This window comes from Chlorobium sp., assembly GCF_021740465.1.
In the GTDB taxonomy this organism is placed as follows: domain Bacteria; phylum Bacteroidota; class Chlorobiia; order Chlorobiales; family Chlorobiaceae; genus Chlorobium.
Genome location: NZ_JAIOZR010000003.1, coordinates 16,625 through 33,659 on the forward strand (window position 1 = coordinate 16,625; position 17,035 = coordinate 33,659).

21 protein-coding genes are annotated in these 17,035 nt (G+C 54.9%); 10 read left to right on the top strand and 11 right to left on the bottom strand.

The features are described from left to right. Positions 1-67 precede the first annotated feature (67 nt). Complete coding sequence (locus K9G39_RS01930) at positions 68-1,510, top strand: endonuclease/exonuclease/phosphatase family protein (RefSeq protein WP_292003243.1); 1,443 nt, start codon at positions 68-70, stop codon at positions 1,508-1,510. A 35-nt stretch (positions 1,511-1,545) separates the two neighbouring features. On the opposite strand, the gene K9G39_RS01935 is transcribed toward K9G39_RS01930, so the two are convergent. Then, positions 1,546-2,412, bottom strand: a complete 867-nt coding sequence (locus K9G39_RS01935) for a GNAT family N-acetyltransferase (protein ID WP_292003244.1) — start codon at positions 2,410-2,412, stop codon at positions 1,546-1,548. A 210-nt stretch (positions 2,413-2,622) separates the two neighbouring features. Between K9G39_RS01935 and K9G39_RS01940 the strand changes: the two genes are divergently transcribed. From K9G39_RS01940 to K9G39_RS01950, 3 genes are all read left to right on the top strand, one after another. Continuing rightward, positions 2,623-3,207, top strand: coding sequence for a DUF134 domain-containing protein (locus K9G39_RS01940; RefSeq protein ID WP_292003245.1), 585 nt, complete (start codon positions 2,623-2,625; stop codon positions 3,205-3,207). Continuing rightward, a complete protein-coding gene (locus K9G39_RS01945; protein ID WP_292003246.1) occupies positions 3,204-3,572 on the top strand; it encodes a NifB/NifX family molybdenum-iron cluster-binding protein in 369 nt (122 codons plus the stop codon). The genes K9G39_RS01940 and K9G39_RS01945 overlap by 4 nt, the downstream gene beginning before the upstream one ends. Positions 3,573-3,637: 65 nt before the next feature. After that, positions 3,638-4,036, top strand: coding sequence for a hypothetical protein (locus tag K9G39_RS01950; RefSeq protein WP_292003247.1), 399 nt, complete (start codon positions 3,638-3,640; stop codon positions 4,034-4,036). A gap of 30 nt (positions 4,037-4,066) precedes the next feature. On the opposite strand, the gene zupT is transcribed toward K9G39_RS01950, so the two are convergent. From zupT to chlG, 4 genes are all read right to left on the bottom strand, one after another. Further along, entirely contained in the window at positions 4,067-4,870 is an 804-nt protein-coding gene (gene zupT / locus K9G39_RS01955; protein ID WP_292003248.1) for a zinc transporter ZupT, read from the bottom strand. Positions 4,871-5,029: 159 nt separating this feature from the next. Next, complete coding sequence (locus K9G39_RS01960) at positions 5,030-5,584, bottom strand: TIGR00730 family Rossman fold protein (protein WP_292003249.1); 555 nt, start codon at positions 5,582-5,584, stop codon at positions 5,030-5,032. Between the two features lie 12 nt (positions 5,585-5,596). Next, positions 5,597-6,235, bottom strand: coding sequence for a glycosyltransferase family A protein (locus K9G39_RS01965; RefSeq protein ID WP_363319353.1), 639 nt, complete (start codon positions 6,233-6,235; stop codon positions 5,597-5,599). After that, complete coding sequence (gene chlG, locus K9G39_RS01970; RefSeq protein ID WP_292003250.1) at positions 6,232-7,233, bottom strand: chlorophyll synthase ChlG; 1,002 nt, start codon at positions 7,231-7,233, stop codon at positions 6,232-6,234. The genes K9G39_RS01965 and chlG overlap by 4 nt, the downstream gene beginning before the upstream one ends. A 301-nt stretch (positions 7,234-7,534) precedes the next feature. Here chlG and K9G39_RS01975 point away from each other — a divergent pair, with 301 nt between their 5' ends. From K9G39_RS01975 to K9G39_RS02000, 6 genes are all read left to right on the top strand, one after another. Next, on the top strand, positions 7,535-8,002 hold the full coding sequence (locus K9G39_RS01975; RefSeq protein WP_292003251.1) for a hypothetical protein: 468 nt from the start codon (positions 7,535-7,537) through the stop codon (positions 8,000-8,002). Positions 8,003-8,019: 17 nt separating this feature from the next. Next, positions 8,020-8,511, top strand: a complete 492-nt coding sequence (locus K9G39_RS01980; RefSeq protein WP_292003252.1) for a GNAT family N-acetyltransferase — start codon at positions 8,020-8,022, stop codon at positions 8,509-8,511. A gap of 204 nt (positions 8,512-8,715) precedes the next feature. Further along, positions 8,716-9,339 (top strand): LysE family translocator, encoded by a 624-nt coding sequence (locus K9G39_RS01985; protein ID WP_292003253.1) that lies wholly within the window; start codon positions 8,716-8,718, stop codon positions 9,337-9,339. Between the two features lie 144 nt (positions 9,340-9,483). Continuing rightward, entirely contained in the window at positions 9,484-10,614 is a 1,131-nt protein-coding gene (locus K9G39_RS01990; protein ID WP_292003254.1) for a Rieske 2Fe-2S domain-containing protein, read from the top strand. Between the two features lie 164 nt (positions 10,615-10,778). Beyond that, positions 10,779-11,678 (top strand): serine hydrolase, encoded by a 900-nt coding sequence (locus K9G39_RS01995; protein ID WP_292003255.1) that lies wholly within the window; start codon positions 10,779-10,781, stop codon positions 11,676-11,678. Positions 11,679-11,721: 43 nt separating this feature from the next. Further along, on the top strand, positions 11,722-12,024 hold the full coding sequence (locus K9G39_RS02000; RefSeq protein ID WP_292003256.1) for a Dabb family protein: 303 nt from the start codon (positions 11,722-11,724) through the stop codon (positions 12,022-12,024). 112 nt (positions 12,025-12,136) lie between these two features. Here K9G39_RS02000 and K9G39_RS02005 read toward each other — a convergent pair whose 3' ends face one another. The 6 genes from K9G39_RS02005 to K9G39_RS02030 all read right to left on the bottom strand — a co-directional run bounded on the left by K9G39_RS02005 (position 12,137) and on the right by K9G39_RS02030 (position 16,934). After that, the gene (locus tag K9G39_RS02005; protein WP_292003257.1) at positions 12,137-12,325 is read right to left on the bottom strand and encodes a 4Fe-4S binding protein; all 189 of its coding nucleotides are present in this window, start codon (positions 12,323-12,325) and stop codon (positions 12,137-12,139) included. A 116-nt stretch (positions 12,326-12,441) separates the two neighbouring features. Next, a complete protein-coding gene (locus tag K9G39_RS02010; RefSeq protein WP_292003258.1) occupies positions 12,442-13,887 on the bottom strand; it encodes a radical SAM protein in 1,446 nt (481 codons plus the stop codon). A 232-nt stretch (positions 13,888-14,119) separates the two neighbouring features. Continuing rightward, positions 14,120-14,308, bottom strand: a complete 189-nt coding sequence (locus tag K9G39_RS02015; protein ID WP_292003259.1) for a 4Fe-4S binding protein — start codon at positions 14,306-14,308, stop codon at positions 14,120-14,122. Between the two features lie 118 nt (positions 14,309-14,426). Next, positions 14,427-15,386 carry a PhoH family protein gene (locus K9G39_RS02020; protein WP_292003260.1) on the bottom strand — a complete coding sequence of 320 codons (960 nt, stop codon included), beginning with the start codon at positions 15,384-15,386 and terminating at the stop codon, positions 14,427-14,429. A gap of 12 nt (positions 15,387-15,398) precedes the next feature. Beyond that, positions 15,399-16,400 (bottom strand): ADP-glyceromanno-heptose 6-epimerase, encoded by a 1,002-nt coding sequence (gene rfaD, locus K9G39_RS02025; RefSeq protein WP_292003261.1) that lies wholly within the window; start codon positions 16,398-16,400, stop codon positions 15,399-15,401. A gap of 111 nt (positions 16,401-16,511) precedes the next feature. Beyond that, complete coding sequence (locus K9G39_RS02030; RefSeq protein WP_292003262.1) at positions 16,512-16,934, bottom strand: RNA polymerase subunit sigma-24; 423 nt, start codon at positions 16,932-16,934, stop codon at positions 16,512-16,514. Positions 16,935-17,035 lie beyond the last annotated feature (101 nt).

Here is a 17,035-nt window from a genome sequence, read left to right on the forward strand (position 1 = left end):
TTCGTATTTTAATAACTTATAACAAGATAATCTTCCAGAGGGTTCCAGTGAAATCTCCTCAACAAGAATGAAGGAGGCTGCCATGCCGGTCTACTCGTCTCTCAGGATCAGGGAAAACGATGCCGGGCACATCAGGGCCTGGAAAAAAAGAACCGCAGAGAAGCTGCTCGTACTGCGTGGTGCGCTCGATGCCCATATCGCCGATGCTTCAGGAGGGGATTCAGCTATGCCGGTTCCTGAACGTAACGGTCGGCAATGGCTGAGGCTTGCCACATGGAATCTCCGCGAGTTCGATACACCCAAATATGGAGGTCGTCTCAAGGAGTCGCTCTATTTTATCGCGGAAATCATATCGCATTTCGATATCGTTGCGCTTCAGGAAGTTCGTGAGGATCTCGGTTCGCTCAGGGTGCTGATGGAATTTCTTGGTGAGCATGAGTGGGGCTACATCGCTACCGACGTTACCGAGGGCTCTTCGGGAAACCGGGAGCGGATGGTTTTCGTCTTCCAGAAAAACCGGGTGCGCTTCACCAGCATAGCGGGTGAGGTAGTGCTCGACAAAAGCGATGTGGTTACTGATTTCTCGGCCATCTGTTTCAGGGATACTTCCGGTCTGAATGTGGAGTTTCCGGAGGGCTCTTTGTTTTCGCACTCCGGAGATGTTCCTGTTGTTAAGTCAAAAGGGAAAACATTTCTCCAAAACGATCTGGAAATTCCTCTGCCGGAAGGTACGCGTATTGTCCTTCCAAAGGGAAGTTCTCTTGTGCTGCCCAGGGCGGCCGAAGTTCCGGTTTCAGCTGCAACCGGCCAGGTTGAGCTTGATTTTTCAGTGCACAAGGCATGGTCGAAACAAGCGATGGTGCGTCCCCCGGCAGATGCCCTGACAGGTGTCGGTCTGCAGTTTGCTCGCTCGCCCTTTCTTGTGACCTTTCAGGCTGGCTGGCTGAAATTCATACTCTGTACCGTCCATATCTACTATGGAACAGGCCGGGAGGGGATGGTCAGGAGAAATGAGGAGATCAGGAAACTTACCCGTTTCCTTTCAAAACGGGCCGAAAGCGAGCATGATTCCGATGCCGAAAACTTCTTTTTCGTGCTTGGTGATTTCAACATCGTAGGCAAGGAGCATGTGACCTGGCAGTCGCTTCACTCGAACGGATTCCGGGTTCCCGATCAGCTCCGGAAAATTCCCGTCGGAAGCAATGTTGCCCGCGACAAGGCGTATGACCAGATCGCCTTCTGGCAACAGCCCGTTGCGCCGCATCCCGGAGCTACCTTCATTGATGTCGGCAATGCCGGTATTTTCGATTATTTCAGGTATGTGTTCCGCCGGGGTGCCGATGATCCCGACGGAGAAGATGAACTGTACTATGCGGAAAAGACAAAGAAGTACAAGCTTACCTACAAGGAGTGGAGAACCTATCAGATGTCGGATCATCTGCCGATGTGGATCGAGCTGAGAACGGATTTCGGAGCCGACTACCTTTCGGCTGTTTCCGTTTCCGACTGAATGCCTCGCACCACTGAGGTGCATCAGGGTGTCGATCAGCCGAGTTCGAAGGTTGTGATGCCGTAGGTTCTGTGGAGGGGGAGCTTCGGAGGTTTTCCCCTGTACATGCGGGTGGTTTCAAAGACAGCGCGCATCCTGTGCCGTTGCGCCATCTTCAGCGCTGAGGGATTGACCACCGGAATGTCCAGAAAGAGCGGCGTCCCCTCCGTTAGCGGGGCCTTCAGGGCAGAGAAGAGCGCTTCGGCGAGATCAGGCCGGTCGGCAAAGAGCGGGCCGATTTTGAAGCCATTGCGGCAGGGCCGGATGACTCCGTATCCGGCAATTCGTTCGTTTTCCGTGATGCCGAGCGCCTCGGAACCCCGCTGGTTGATCCAGCAGTCGAGAAATGCCCTGCGCTCCTCGGGAAAGAATGATCGGTCGTACTCCAGGAGCTTCCCGAAAGGTAATTCCGAAAGCGACACGATGCTTCCCCGTTTCGGGATATTGTTTTTTCCCTCTTCTCCTCCTGTGCCCTCATAGCGGATGTTGCGCCATGCCGGGGCGAATCCGGATTTGCGGTAATTCTCCTGCTGGGCCACCACGCCGTCGAGGCCTGCCGTGCGGCCTTCGAGCCGGGCCAGACCGGCATGCCATATCCGGAGGCCCAGACCCATGCCGCGATACCTGGGCAGAACAAGGTAAAAGCCGAGAAATCCGGAGGAAGAGCCGTATCTGACCACAGAGATGGCGGCAACCGGTTCCGTGCCGAGCAGCCCGATGAGGAACCCTTCCGGATCGGTACGGTAAAAGCATTCTGCGTCACCGTTTCCGGGATTCCAGCCCTCTCTGGCGGCCCATTCTACGGCGATATCGAGATCGGAGCGGGTCATAGTTCTGATGGTGTAGCCGGACAGTTCGCTCATCGGTAAAGGGGATGGGGTTCGGGGGAGCTTGTATGAAGTTATCTTATCAAGATATCTGAACATTTTCAAACAGTCCGCCTGATCCGATCGGTTCCGGAGTTTAATTTTATTCTCAATAACACCTGACAGCTCTTGACAGGAGTCTTTTTTTGTTGTATGTTACTGGCATATGCTAATAACTGAAGGGAAATCCGGATTATTGAAACAGGTATGACAAGACCGGTAAAGTGCAGGAAAGTGAGCGGCGAGCCGCCTTACAGGGTTTTCAGCCCGGCAGGGTGTCCGAAAGAGAGGTTCGAGGGAGTGGAGATGTCGCTTGACGAACTTGAAGCAATCCGGCTCGCCGACCTGGAGGGGCTCTACCAGGAGGCGGCTGCCCGGGAGATGCATGTATCGCGTCAGACCTTCGGCAATATTCTCGCTTCGGCCAGGCATAAGGTTGCAGAGATGTTGATTTATGGAAGAGAGTTAACCGTAACAGGAGGAAATATCATGGTTACCAGTGAAGAAAGAGTGTTCGGATGTGCCGCCTGCGGGCATCAGTGGAGTTTGGCTCACGGTTTGCCGAGACCCGGGGTTTGCCCTTCGTGCGCAAACGAAAACATCCATCGCCGTTCGACGGGCGGGGGATTCGGAGGCGGTCGAATGGGCGGCGGAAGATGCCGGGGTCTGAAAACCGGGTTTGACCGTCAGGGCAGGGGCCAGGGAATGGGCAGAGGTCAGGGTTCTGGTGATGGAGCAGGTGTTCATGGTCGTCAGGTCGATCAACAAAACAGTCAAGGAGACAATGTATGAGAGTAGTTATTCCTCTGGATGAGAATGCCGGTCACACATCAAAAGTGTGCGACCACTTCGGCAGTGCTCCGTTTTTTGCCGTTTCGGATACTGAAACCGGCGCTTTCGAGATTACCGCTAACGGCGACAGCCAGCATGACCATGGCCAGTGCACTCCTGCGGATGTCTTTACAGGAATGGGCGTTGACGCCGTTATCTGCAATGGCATCGGCGCACGTGCCGCTTCGCGGCTTCAGATGTCGGGCATCGGGGTTTACATGGCAGGGCTTGCCCCTACGGCGGAAGAGGCGCTGAAACGCTTCAACAGCGGTGCACTCACGAAAGTGACGGGACAGCAGACCTGCCAGGGGCACGATTGCCACTGACGCAGGATCTTCCGAAAGGGCGCTCCCTCCTGTGACCTCCCGAGCGGATTCAAACAGGCAAAGCGGTGGCTGCAGCGTGCGGCCACCGCTTTTTTTATTGGCGAATTGTACGGATGTGGCGATTTCTCTATCCGGTTTCCCCGGTTTTCGTTTTTGCCCGGAGCGCAGGGGAGCGGCAGTTGGCCCGGGAACTCGGGGCCGACTGGGCGGGAGACAGCGAAGCCTCGCCTCCGGAACCATGCTCGGCCATCATAGACACCACGCCCGCATGGCGCCCTGTGCTTGCCGCCCTGGAGCGCCTGCAGCCGGGGGGCAGGCTGGTGATCAACGCCATTCGCAAGGAGGCCGGCGATCGGGAGGTGATGGCCGGCCTGAGTTATGACCGGCACCTCTGGATGGAAAAGGAGCTTAAAAGCGTGGCTAACGTTACCCGTGCGGATGTACAGGCAGACAGTAGGCAGTAGGCAGTATCCTGCACACCGCACACGCTCTTCTTATGCCAGCAGGAGCAGGCTTACGGCCATGACTCCCATGCCGAGAATGAGGCCTGAAATAGCGATGTGGTGTTCGCCGTACTCCTCGGCTGCCGGAAGCAGTTCGTCGAGCGCTATGTAGACCATGATGCCTCCCACTCCGGCAAGTACGCTGCCGAATACCAGAGGGCTGAGAAAAGGCTTGAGCAGGGTGTAGCCGATAATGGCTCCGAGCGGCTCGGCAAGACCGGAGAGGAACGAGTAGCCGAAGGCTCTCGTCCGGCTTTTTGTGGCGAAGTAGATAGGCACTGCAACAGCCATGCCCTCGGGTATATTGTGCAGGGCGATGGTGGCCGCGATAATGATGCCGAGATCGGGATTGGATAGCGCGCTGAAAAAGACGGCAAGGCCTTCAGGAAAATTGTGGATGGCGATGGCTACGGCCGTGAAGATGCCCATGCGGTGCAGTCGTGCCTCTTCGGAGGGTTCGGCGTTCAGGGTGCCGATCATCGACATCTCGTGCGGGTTCTCGAAATCCGGCACAAGCTGGTCGATCAGCCAGATGAAGAGCATGCCGCCGAAAAATGCCGTGGTGGTGATCCAGCCCGCGGCGTGTTCCGCGATTTCCTTCGCCACGGTATCGCCAGCCTGGGGCATTATTTCCACAAAGGAGACATAGAGCATGATGCCGGCCGAAAAGCCGAGGGCGAAGGTGAGAAACTTCTTGTTGGTATGGTTCACCATAAGGGCGAGCAGACTGCCGATTCCTGTGGAGAGTCCGGCAAGCAGGGTAAGGCCGAGAGCTGGGTAGTAGTTGCTGCTCATAAAAGGGGTGGTTGCCTCAGGGCATTGGTAACGGTTTCATAAAACAAAACGCAGGCGCCTCTCTGACGGAGTCGGCCGAAAGTATACATGGTAACAGGCCTTGCGTCTTCCCGGTTCCTTCACTTCGAGGGTCGCTACTGCGGCTGCAGATGATGACGTTCAGGATTGCGGGTCTCCGGTTTCGAGAATCCCGAACACCTCTTCGGGGGTGCTGCATACCGTGTAGTACCTGTCGTGGTTTTTTCCGACCATGCCCTCTTCGGCGATACGCCTGAAAAAAGAGAGCAGCGGCTCCCAGAATCCGTTGCAGTTTAGCAGCAAAATGGGTTTGCGGTGGTGGCCGAGGTGTTTCCAGGTGATGATTTCCATCAGCTCGTCGAGGGTTCCGAATCCTCCGGGCAGAATCACGAAGGCATCTCCCCACTCGGTGAGCTTCATTTTCCGCTCGTGCATGGTTTCAACCACGAACAGTTCCGAGATGCCGTAGTGCGCCACCTCTTTCTCCTCGAGAAAACGGGGGATGATGCCCCGTACCGTGCCGCCGTTGTGCATGACGGCATCGGATACGCATCCCATGAGCCCTACGTTCCCTCCTCCGAAAACCAGCCCGATGCCCCGTTCGGCCATGCCCTTGCCGAGCTGCCGGGCACACTCGAAGTAGGCCTCGGGAGCGTGGTTGCTGGAGCTGCAGTATACCGTAATGTTTCTGATCATGGCACGCGGGGTTCAGGGTGTGAAGTTTTTCGTGATGCTGTCGTCGGCACGGGTATAGATGTAGGTTTTCGGCTCTTCGATTTTCTGCACCCTGAATTCGCTTTCAGCCCGCGACCAGAGTTCGGTTTCGCCGGCATAGGGGAGGGGTTTGAATCCGTCGAGCGCCAGAAACAGCTCCCGTCGGCCGAAGAGCGTAGGGCCGACAATGCACTCCCTGATGTCGATCATCTTTTCGGGATTGTAGCAGTCCCTGACGAAAAGCTCTTCGTCGGTGTGGAATCCCCCGACAATCAGGTCGATTTCCGGATGCTCCCGCATGTAATCCATGCGGCTTTCCAGATGAAGGGGCAGATAGCTGTCGTCGCTGTCCAGAAAGGTGATCCATGTGCCGAAGGCCGCCTGGATGCCGGCGTTGCGCGTCATGTTGAGTTTCCGGTTGCTGTGCTTCAGGTAGCGCAGGGCGCTGCAGCGTTCGAGATAGGCATTCACCACCCCGTAGGTGCCGTCGGAGCTGCCGTCGTCCACCACGAGCAGTTCCCAGTTTCGGAAGGTCTGGCAGAGAACGCTCTCGATTGCCTTTTCAAGCAGCCCCGCACGGTTGAAGGTTGGAAGTATGACCGATATTTCGGGCCGGGAGGTGAATCGCATCATGGCCGGGAGGCTTTGATTGCCAGAGCGCAGACCAGCATGCCGGCCACAAGAAAGTTCTGGGCGATGGCGTTGTAGCGCACATCCATGGTTCTGGGAGAACGCACAAGGCTGAACTGCAGGAGAAACTGAGGAACGATGAGGATTGCCGCTGTCCATGCGTATATGGCCTGGCCGGAGATGAACAGCCATGCAGCGGCGAGGAACTGGCCGAGATTGATGAGTATGGCGGCAATAAGTGCTGCATTCCTTTCGCCGAATACGGCCGGCAGTGTCCTGATGCCTGCCAGACGGTCGCCGTCGACGGATTTGAAGTCGTTGATGGTCATGGTGCCGGTGCTGGCGATGGTGTACATGGCGGCTATGATGAGCGACGGCTGCAGGTTCCGGAGGCTCAGCCCCGGGTTGTAGGCGATTTCGCCGGCCACCCAGGGGATGATAAGGTACGATACCGCGACGATGATGTTGCCCAGCCAGAGCCGTTTCTTGAGCTTGATGGGGTTTGCGCTGTACAGGTGCGCGTTGATGATGCCGATGACCACGTAAAAGCCGATCAGCGGATGTATCAGGTAGCCAGTGATGACCGACAGCACCGACCAGACGGCGATCAGGATGGTCGCGTTGCGAAGGGATATCGCTCCGCCGGGTATGGGCCGGTCGGGTTCGTTGATCTCGTCGAGGTCGCGGTCGAAATAGTCGTTGAGCATCTGGCAGGTGCCGGTGGCAAGCGGACCGGTCAGCAGCATGGCAAGCAGGAATTTGCTTTCGGCGAGGTTCTCCCATCCGAACCGGCCGCTCGAGACGGCTCCGCACAGAAAGCTCCACATGACCGGAATCCAGGTGACCGGCTTGAGAAAGCGTACGAAGAGGGCCAGTTTTGAAAGGTTTTCGGTTGAGCGGTTCAGGGGCGCAACGAGTTTACGGACATTGAGAGAGCCGAACGCTCCTTTTTCCGTTTTTCCTTTTCTCTGTGAAGGCGTTCTTGAGTCGAGTTCCGTCACCGTGCCGATTTAAGAAAATGTGAAAAAAACTGCAGGGCTGAAAAATAACACGTTAATACTAAAGAAGAGAACAGCCTATGGTAAAAAAACAATTTCCGGCCTTCAATGCCTCATGAGAACTTCTTCTGCGGGAGTTCCCGGTCGTCGTTCTTTTGCTTCTCAGCAAAAAGATCGATACCTTAACTGCTTGTCGGCACCCCGCTTTTCCACTCCGGCATTGCAGCCGGCCCGCCCGGGCACGGAGCGCGGTCATGGCGGCAAGTGAGAACACCAGCAACCAACAGAAAAGGAGCGACTGCTTATGGCCAAGCCGAGTTTGTGGGCCGATATGAAAAAAACCTTTCTGCTTCACGCCATTTCCGCGCATTTCAGCAACGGACTCATTCCCGTGGCGGTTCTCTATCTGCTGCTCAGCCTTCCCACAGGAAGCGTCTATTTCGAGCGTACCGTGCAGCACATCCTCTGGATCACCTTTCTGGCAATTCCGGTTTCTTTTTTTTCCGGTCTTCACGACTGGCGCACGAAGTACCGTGCGGCCAAAGCCCCGGTTTTCATGAAAAAAATCCGTCTTTCGATTCTGCTTTTCATTCTCTGCACTGTTGCCGTGGCACTGAGGCTCTTCCTGCCCGATGTGATGGCCCGTCAGGACATTCTGCACTGGTTCTATATCGGCGTGCTGCTCTGCATGCTTCCGGTCGTGACGCTGCTCGGCCATTACGGAGGCAAGCTTTCCATGCAGGGTCGCCAGCAGCCCCAGAAGCCCTCATAACGTCAATCGGAGCGATCATGCATATCGTGCTTGAGCCATTGACGGAGGATGACGGCCCTGAAATTCTCGATATTTTCAACTACTATGCCGCTAACAGCTTTGCCGCATATTCGCTGAGTCCGTTCCCGGTCGAGATGGCCGGCATGTTTCTTGACCTGTCGAACGGCTACCCTTCGATTGTTGCCCGCAACGAGGAGGGCACGGCCGTGGGCTTCGGCATGCTCCGTCCCTACAGCCCCATGCCTGCATTCAGCGCAACCTGCGAGATAACGCTCTTTTTAAGGCACGGGTTTACCGGCCAGGGCATCGGCAAGGCAATACTCGAACATCTTGCCGAAGAGGCCGCCGATACCGGACTTGGTTCGATTCTTGCCAGTATATCATCCCTGAACGAGGGGAGCATCCGTTTTCACCTGAAAAACGGCTTCCATGAGTGCGGCCGCTTCAGGGATGCCGGAGAAAAGTTCGGGAGGAAGTTCGATGTGGTATATTGCCAGAGGATGCTTTAAAACAGTATTCAGTAGGCAGTATTCAGTAGGCAGTAGACAGTAGGCAGTAGGCTGTGGGGGGGAAGAGGGCAGGCTGAAGACCGTGAGTTGTGGGCGGTGAGCCGGGGAAATTATTTGTTCCATTAGTCCTTGCCGTCTTTGTTGTCCCTGTTGGAAAGGAATGGGAGGATGGAGTCTCGGTTTACCTGATAATTTGCGATACTCATGCCTGAACTGAACCAGCTGCTTGTTTTTTTTGCCACTTCGGCGCTTCTTGCGCTCTCTCCCGGCCCCGACAACCTTTTTGTGATGGCCCAGTCGGTACAGAACGGTCGGGTTGCCGGAGTGCTGGTGACGCTTGGCCTGTCAACGGGCCTTGTCGTGCATACGCTTGCCGTTGCCTTGGGCCTGGCCGCCCTTGTGGCGGCTTCTTCGCTCGCCTTTACGCTGCTGAAGTTCGCCGGTGCAGGCTATCTGCTCTATCTGGCATGGAAGGCTTTCCGTTCCGGTGGGAGCGGTGAACCGGGCGAGCCGGAGCCCCTCGACAGGGCGAAGCTTTATCGGCGGGGGATAATCATGAACCTTTCCAATCCGAAGGTTTCGATTTTTTTTCTTGCCTTTCTGCCGCAGTTCGCCGATCCGTCGAGGGGCCCGGTTGTGCCGCAGCTGCTCATGCTGGGTCTGCTTTTTATTGCCGCTACCATGCTGGTGTTCGGTGCGCTCAGCTTTCTTGCCGGAGGGGCGGGAGCACGACTGAGGCAGTCGGAGGCGGCCCGTAAGGTCATCAACCGGATCGCCGGAGCCGTTTTCGGGGCGCTTGCCCTGAAGCTCGTACTGACTGAACGATAAGGCGGACGGAAGCATTTATAGTCCTGATACGCGTGATTCCGCAGGCCGGCTTTACCGTCGCCTTTCCAGGGGAGGCGCTCTATCATTTGCGGAGCCAGAGTGGGGACGCCTGCGTTATGTCAACGACTTTTTCCGGAACGGGCCATGAAATTCATTGCCGTACTTCCTCTTTCGGAACTGCCTCCCGGCAGCCACAGGACGGTAAAAGCCGGGCGAGGTTCGGTTGCGCTTTTCAATTACAACGGCACCATTACCGCGCTCGAACACGCCTGCCTGCACAAGGGCGGTGACCTGGGCGAGGGGTTCATCCAGAGGCTCGACCGGGGCGCTCTCTACGTCGCCTGTCCGTGGCACGGCTGGCAATACAACATCGCTGACGGTCGCGCTCCTGAAGGCTATCTCGACCGGCAGGCAGTTTTCGAGGTCAGGGTCGAGGACGGCATGATTCTGGTGTCTGAAAAACCTGTCGTCAGTACCTTCCGTGCCGTGCATGAGGACGAGCGCCTCGCCGACCTGAGAAACCTCGACTACCATACAACTCCGGATTCGCTCCATGTGCTCGGTATTTCGGCAACCAACATGAACCGTTCTCTGCCGCGCCCTTCCACATCGGAAACCGCCCTGCAGGCTGCGCTCGATTTCGCCGCTTCAGAGTACGGGGCCGAAACCCGGATGATCAGGCTTCGTGATCTGGAATTCCGGCATTGCGAAGGGTATTACAGCCGCCATGAGGAGGCCTGCACCTGGCCCTGTTCGATTACCAGCATGAATCCTGACGACGGCATGAGCGAACTCTACCGGGCTCTGGTGCTCTGGGCCGATGTGGTGCTTCTGGCTACGCCGATCCGCTGGGGGAACGCGTCGTCGCTCTACTACAAGATGGCCGAGCGGCTCAATACCGTTCAGAACCAGATAACCCTGCACGACCGGGTACTGATTCGCAACAAGGTGGTTTCGTTCATCATCACCGGAGGACAGGACAACGTTCAGGGGGTTGCCGGGCAGCTCAACGCTTTTTTTTCCGATCTCGGGTTCGTATTTCCTCCGTTCAACTATCTCGGCTGGAGCCGGGGATGGATTGCCGAGGACATGCAGCACAATGTGAGCCGTTTCATGAAAAGCCGGTATGTAAAACGTTCGGTGAAGGAGCTTGTCACCAATGCCGTTCAACTGCTCCGGCAGGTGAAGCGGATCGACAGCAGCAGGATGCAGACGCCCAAGCCGAAAATTTCCGAAGCAGGCGGGCTGACCGAACAGGATGCCGATCTCATTTAAGGGTGGTGAACTGAAAAATACGTAAAAAAAATGCGGTCAGCTTTGAAAAACTGTATTATTTTTCTTAATAATAAGTTACATATGTTTTTACATCTGACGGGCCTGGCGGATTCCCCCAAAACACATCTGCCGGCTTCCGACACCCAACAAGAGGAGATGGTACGATGATAAAACAGTGGATCGCTTTTCTTTTTTTCCTTGTAATGCTTTCGTCCGGCCGAATGCCTGCCTTTGCCGGAACGGGCCAGGATGTGGGCGGTTTTTATCCGGACATTGCCTCCTATATCGTCAAGGAGGCCGGAGGCTCGAAGGTATTTATGGCCAAGGATACCGGCAGGCTCATACAGCCGGCCAGTCTAACGAAAATTTTGACCGCACTAATCGCCATCGAGAGCGGCAAGCTCGATCAGGAGGTGCTTATAACCAGGGACGCGACGAGTGTAGAGCCCTCCAAGGCGGGTTTCAAGCCTGGAGACCGGGTATTGCTTTCCGACCTTGTCAAGGCAGCCATGGTCAGTTCGAGCAACGATGCGGCTTTTGCCATTGCCATACATCTGAGTGGCAGCGTGGAGAAGTTCGTGACAGCCATGAACTTCCGGGCGAAAAAAATCGGGATGAAGAATTCCCTGTTCACCAATCCTGCAGGGTTTGACAAAGGTGTCTATGCCGGCAATATTTCGACGGCAGAGGACCTGCTGACCCTTACCGAATATGCCATCAGAAACAGCGCCTTCAACGATATCGCCCAGCTTGAATCGGCTCTGGTGACTGAGTTGAACACCAACCGGTTCATTCTTCTGAAAACGCACAACAAACTGCTTGCAAAATACCCGTATGCGGTGGGTATCAAGACCGGTTTTACAAGAAGTGCAGGCAAATGCCTCATAGCGAGAGCTCGCAAGGAGAATGGTGATATGCTTCTGGTGATGCTCAACGCTCAGGGCGACCGGTGGCTTTTGGCCCAGGAGATGTTCGAAAGAGCCTTTGCCCAGCAGTCGGGAAAGAAAAGTGATTATGCCGTTAATGGAGAAAGGCGGAATAACGGCTCGTCATGGATATGGTGATGGCCGGTGATTTTGTTATCCGGGTAAGTAACTGGTATTGTTTATGGTAAGGCATCTGGTGATGTGGCGTCTGAAGGATCATGCGCATGGCAATGACAAAGCGGTTAACGCAAGGCTTTTCAGGGAGAAGCTGGAAGCTCTGGCCGGGCGGATACCCGGTCTGCTCCGGATTGAGGTCGGCATTGATTTCAGTTGTACGGCAGCATCGTTCGATGTTGTTCTGTATTCGGAGTTTACCGACAGAAAAGCGCTGGCAGGCTATCAGATTCATCCTCTTCATGAGGAGGTCAAGACGTTCATTATCGAGGCTTCGGAAGATCGGGTCGTGGTGGATTACGAGGATTGACTGAGGAGGCAGGGTGCTCTTTCGCTAATATCCGGGAGTGGGGAAGGCAATAAAAAAGCGGTATGATGTTGCAACATCATACCGCTTTTTTATTCGGAAAGCCTTGATCAGATTATCCCTGTACGATGCACTCTGCAGGGCAGACGGCAGAACATGCAGGTGAATCTGCATAACCTGCACACTCGGTGCATGAACCGGCATCGATAACATAGATGTCGTCACCGGCGGAAATTGCGTTGACCGGGCATTCCGGCTCGCAGGCGCCGCAGTAGGTGCATTCTTCAGTAATGTACAGTGCCATATCGAATTCCTTGCTTAAGGTTGGTGGTGAAATTGTATGAAAGAACAATTCAAAAGAATTCCGAAAATATAAACTTTTTTTTCAGCTGACAAAAGAAAGCATGCCGCCTTCTGCAGTTATTTCGGCATGAAGGGCAGTGGCAGGGAGAAGGGGAAAGTTTTTTCCGCCATTTTTTTCAGATATTCGAGACGAACCGCAACCGAAGTTACTATGTAGGGCATCACCTCTATGCTGAAAGATGCCTCTCCCATGAGGTGGGCCGGTATGCCGGTGAGCGGATAGAGCTTGATGAAATTGTCGTGCATGGCTTTCTGGAACTTTTCGGCAGAGATGCCGTTGGAGGGCTTCAGCAGAATGTTGAAGGTGTTGTAGCGGCTCCAGTCATAGGAGAGAATATTGCCTTTCTTCTGCTGTTCCAGAAAAAACTTCGTGCCCGGAAGCGGTACGGCGAAGTTCAGCGAAGAGAGCACGGCTCCGCTGCGTTTGGAGAATTCGACTATTCTTTCCATATCCTCGATGCTGTTTCGTACCGGATTGATAAGCCAGAAAAGCATGAAAGGGAGTTTGGCCTCCTGGCATTTTCCGATTGCCGCCATGTAGGTGGCCTCGATATTCCGGTCGTTCAGTTCCATGCCTTCGCGGACGCTCGGTTCCCCCTTTCCGAAATCCTCGTCGAGCACTTCGGTATTGAGCGATTCGAGGCCGATGCTGGCAACAACGCATCCGCTGTCGGCGAGTTCCCTGGCAAGATCACCATCGCAGAGCAGGTTCGGAGTGACCTGTACGCCATACTTGACGCCGGCGTTCCTGAATTTTTCGAGGCATGCAGAGGTGTGCTGGGGGTCATGCCCGAAATATTCGTCGATGAACATGTACATGAACGGCTTGAAGAGTTTTTCGGTGACGGCAAGCTGTTCCTCAAGCAGTTGGGGATCGATGGCGAAATACTTTTTATGGTAGATTTCCGGTGTGACGCACATTTTGCAGGTGTGAGGACAGCCTCGGCTGGTAAGGATAGGAAAGGGGCGCATGTTGCGCGACAGGGCGTTCAGCGGATCGATGGAGGTGCTGGTGTTGTCGAGGGCTCTTTTGATCTTGCGGTAGTCGAACCAGGCGCAGCCGGTAACATCGGGAAAGTCGGAGGCATTGTAGACCGGGCGCAGGCTGCGGCACCCTGCATCATTGAGGATCTGCAACCACATGTTTTCCGCCATGCCGGATGCGACGCTTCCGTAGCGTGAGGCTTCTTCGATGCAGAGCGAGGCATGGTTTCCGCCGATGATGCAGGGGACACCGTGTTTTGCAAATCCGTCGGCTATCTGGTATGCCCGTTGTGCCTGGAGGGTCCAGGTGGTGGTAATGGCCACCAGGTCGTACCGCTTTCTGAAATTGATCTGTTCGCCGATGATCTCGTCGATATACTCTGCTATATGGTGTTCGGGTGTCATGGAAATCAGCATGCCGAGAGCGGGGGAGAAGTACGGCCGTATGTAACCCCCCATGGCATAGTCGGAATACTCGATATGCTTGATTTCATTGGGATTGACAAAAAGAATACGCATAAGGCAGGATTGAATGATTATGGCAAAAAAGGCAGCCTTTTGAATCCTGCAGCGTTTTTCGGGCGACGGTTCCGCCAGCCTCGCATTACCCCTGATATCCGCTATGGTTTCTACCAGGCTTGCCTGGCGAGATCACACTCTTTCAATATAAGGAACGCAGCGCACAAGTTTAAACCTTGCGAAGGGAGATGCGTAGGCCGACGGCGATTTTCGGTCGGGAGCTCCGGTCTTTTCAGACCTTGATGATACAATCGACCGGACATACCGCAACACAGGCGGCCTCATCGTGGTAGCCTACGCAGTCGCAGCAGACGCTTTCGTCGATAACATAGAGGTCGTCGCCCGGAGTGATGGCCGTAACCGGACATTCGGGTTCACAGGCGCCGCAATAGGTGCATTCATCGGTAATTCGGTGTGCCATGGTTGTTTTTCCTGGTTTGAGGAGTTCAGAGAGTCGTGTACGGTAAAATCCGTCAGTGATTACAAACCCGGCAGCAGGGGACAAAGTTCCGTCTGCCTGGCGAAGCAGCAAAGCGCACTCATTTGCTTTCATGGATCTCGTAGGCGTTGATGATGTCCCGCACCAGCTTGTGGCGGACAACGTCCGACTTGTCGAGATAGACGAAACTGATGCCTTTGATGTTTTGGAGGATCTGCTCGGCATTGGGCAGTCCCGACTCCATGACGCTTGGCAGATCGATCTGGGTAACGTCGCCGGTAATGATGGCTTTCGAGTTGATGCCGAGCCGGGTGAGGCACATTTTCATCTGCTTGCTCGATGCGTTCTGCGCTTCGTCGAGAATGATGAAGGCATTGTTCAGGGTTCGGCCTCGCATGTATGCAAGCGGAACGATTTCGATAATTCGCCGCTCGGTGAGCAGTTTGAGCTTTTCGGAGGTCAGCATGTCCTGCAGGGCATCGTAGAGCGGCCGGAGGTAGGGGTCGATTTTCTGTGCAAGATCGCCAGGCAGAAACCCGAGGCTTTCACCGGCTTCGACCGCCGGTCGGGCAAGCACGATCCTTTTGACGGTTTTGGCTTTCCATGCGGCAACAGCAATAGCGACGGCGGTATAGGTTTTTCCCGTTCCGGCCGGTCCGATGGCAAAAAGAATGTCGTTGGTTTTCGCTTCCGAGACCATGCGCCGTTGCCCGTTGGTCTTGGCTTTTACGGCGAAATCGGGTGTCGATACGATGACGTCCTCGTCGTCCGGTGCCGGCGGCTTCGATCGGGGAACAGGTGAAAGCGCAAGATTGATGAGTGCATTCAGATCGTTTTCGAGCACCTCGCCATGTTTGTCGGCAAGAAAGATCATTTCCCTGAAAATCTGTTCGAGCACGGCAACCTCTTCATTTTCGCCGTTCAGGGTTACGGCGGAACCTCTTGCGGTTATCTGGACATCCGGGAATGCGGTCCTGATTGTTTTCAGGTAGGAGTCAAAAGGGCCGAAAAGGATGACGGGTTCGATGCCCTGGATTTCGATTTTTTTTTCTGTGGTCAAAAGGCTTCGGGGTTAAGCGCGTTTTGTATGGTTCAGCAGGTCGTAATAGGACGTTCCGGAATCGAGATAGTTCCGCACATACTCCCTGACGCCCTCCTCGAGGGTGGTCATGGGTTTGCGGTAGCCCGCCCGCCGGAGCTTGCCCATCGAGGCGCAGGTATGGTACTGGTAACGTCCCTGCAGGTTTTCAGGCATCGCAATATAGGTGATGTCAGGTTTCATGTCGAGAGCCGCGAAGGTCGCGCCTGCAAGATCGTTGAACGTTCTGGCCTCTCCGCTGCCGGCATTGAAAAGGCCGGATACCTCCGGGTGATCGAGCAGCCAGGTCATGATTGCCGTGCAGTCGCGAATGTAGACGAAATCGCGCTGCTGCTGGCCGTCGAGGTAGTCTGGCCGGTGTGATTTGAACAGGTTTACACTTCCTTTTTCCCTGATCTGCAGGAAAGCCTTGTAGACGACGCTCGTCATCTCTCCCTTGTGGTATTCGTTGGGCCCGTAGACGTTGAAGAATTTCAGGCCTGCGGCACTCTCCAGCACGCCGTTTTTCATCGCCCACCTGTCGAACAGCTGCTTCGAGTAGCCGTACATGTTGAGCGGACGAAGGGTGTCGATTTTCGTTTCATCGTCCTCGTAGCCGGCGGTGCCGTCGCCGTAGGTGGCGGCGCTTGAGGCATAGATCAGCCGGACGCGCTTCTGCATGCAGTATGCTGCGACGCTTTTGGAGAAAGCGAAATTGCGTTCGATGAGCAGATCGGCATCGGTTTCGGTGGTCGCACTTATGGCTCCCATGTGGATGATCGCCGTCGGTTCGGGCAGTGCTCCGGTTTCGAGCAGGGGGAGGAAAGCGTCTCTGGGAATGAAATCTGCAAACTTCAGCCCGGAAAGATTCCGCCATTGCCCGGTAGCTGTAGAGCCGAGAGTGTCGACTATCAGGATGTCGTCCCTTCCCTGCATGTTAAGCTCCCAGAGCATGGCGCTGCCGATAAATCCGGCACCTCCGGTAATGATGATCATGCTGTGCTGGTATAGTTGAGCGTACAGGGAGCAAAATAGGAAGCCCGGTGCAGAAAAACAAAAGGCCGTTTCCCCGTAAAGGGAGACGGCCTTCCGCAAGGAGGACATTCTTCAGGCGGATGCTTTCTGAATGTCGTCGTATACAAGCAGCTTGCGGCCCCAGTAGAGCCACATCCGTATGGTCTCGACCGGCTTTTCGAGTATATCGGAAATATCGCGGTGGCGAAGCCCTGAAATTTCGCTCAGTAAAACCGAAAGCTTTATATCGGCGGCACGGTTTTTTATGGTGGCAGCAAGTCTCCCCAGGGTTTTGCAGGGCTTCTCGTTCAGACAGAAGTCCGTCTGTTGTCCGAACCGGTCGATATAGCACTCCCTGAAGGTTTTCAGGAGTTCCGGCTCCGGTGTATCCGTTCCGGCACTCAGGTAGGTGCGGTTTACCAGCTCCCGGGATTCGGCTTCACTGCCGGTCATCCAGTAAGCTATGCTGTATATGTCGTCCAGCAGATCGAGTGGTGTTTTCGTTATCGGTATCATGGTATCTCCTTCTGAAGTATATCGGATAAAATTAATCCTGTTTTAAAGTATAAAAAAAATGGGCAATGTCCAGTTTTTTTTATAAAAAATCTTAAAAAGAT